Source organism: Xanthomonas sp. PPL134, assembly GCF_040595915.1.
Classification (GTDB): Bacteria; Pseudomonadota; Gammaproteobacteria; order Xanthomonadales; family Xanthomonadaceae; genus Xanthomonas_A; species Xanthomonas_A indica.
In genome coordinates this window covers 1-792 of sequence record NZ_JAMDLL010000028.1, presented here as the reverse complement: position 1 = coordinate 792, position 792 = coordinate 1, and the positions used below count along the sequence as shown (strand labels likewise).

Here is a 792-nt window from a genome sequence, read left to right as displayed (position 1 = left end):
AAAAAAGACCCCTCCTTGCGGAGGGGTCCGGTCGTGCGGTGCGGCTGGCTGGGCTTAGCCCTGGAGCAGGCTCAGCACGCTCTGCGGGGCCTGCTTGGCCTGGGCCAGCATCGCGGTGCCGGCCTGCTGCAGGATCTGCGTGCGGGTCAGCTCGGCGGTTTCCTTGGCGTAGTCGGTATCGCGGATGCGGCTGCGCGAGGCCGACAGGTTCTCCGAGGTGGAGCTCAGGTTGGCGATGGTGGAGGTGAAGCGGTTCTGGATCGCACCCATGTCGGCACGCGAGGAGTTCACCGAGGTCAGCGCGTTGTCGATGATGCTCATCGCCTTCTGCGCGCCCTGGAAGGTGGAGATATCCACGTCCGCCAGGTAGTTGGTGGTGCCGGCGGTGGCAGCGGCGCTGGCGGCGATGCCGGCGTTGCTGAAGGTGATGCCGGAGGCACCGGTGGCCGAGCCTGCGGTGAACGAGAAGTCCTGGCCGCCCTTGACCGATTCCAGCTTCAGCGCATTGGTGGAGGAATCGATCGAGGCGTACACGCCGGTCTGGGCCAGCTTGTCGTTGATCGCCGAGACGATCTTCTTGGCCACGTCGGCACCGGCGTCACCGTTGGCCACCGAGACCGAGGCGATGTTGACGCCGTTGACGACCATGCCGGAGAAGCTGCCGCTGGCGGTCGCGGTACCGGAGGCCAGGGCGGCCGAGCCGGTCTGGGTAGCGGCGAAGCCGGCCTTGCCCAGCGCGGCGGCGCTGGCATTGACGATGCTGTTGATGCCGATGGTCTGGCCCGCGTCGGC

Annotated in this window: 1 protein-coding gene; it reads right to left on the bottom strand. The window is 67.7% G+C overall.

Annotated elements, in window-relative coordinates; genetic code table 11:
- Positions 1 to 54 precede the first annotated feature (54 nt).
- Positions 55 to 792 (bottom strand): flagellin (locus M3U25_RS20525; RefSeq protein WP_355503878.1); only part of this gene is annotated, 738 nt, incomplete at its 5' end.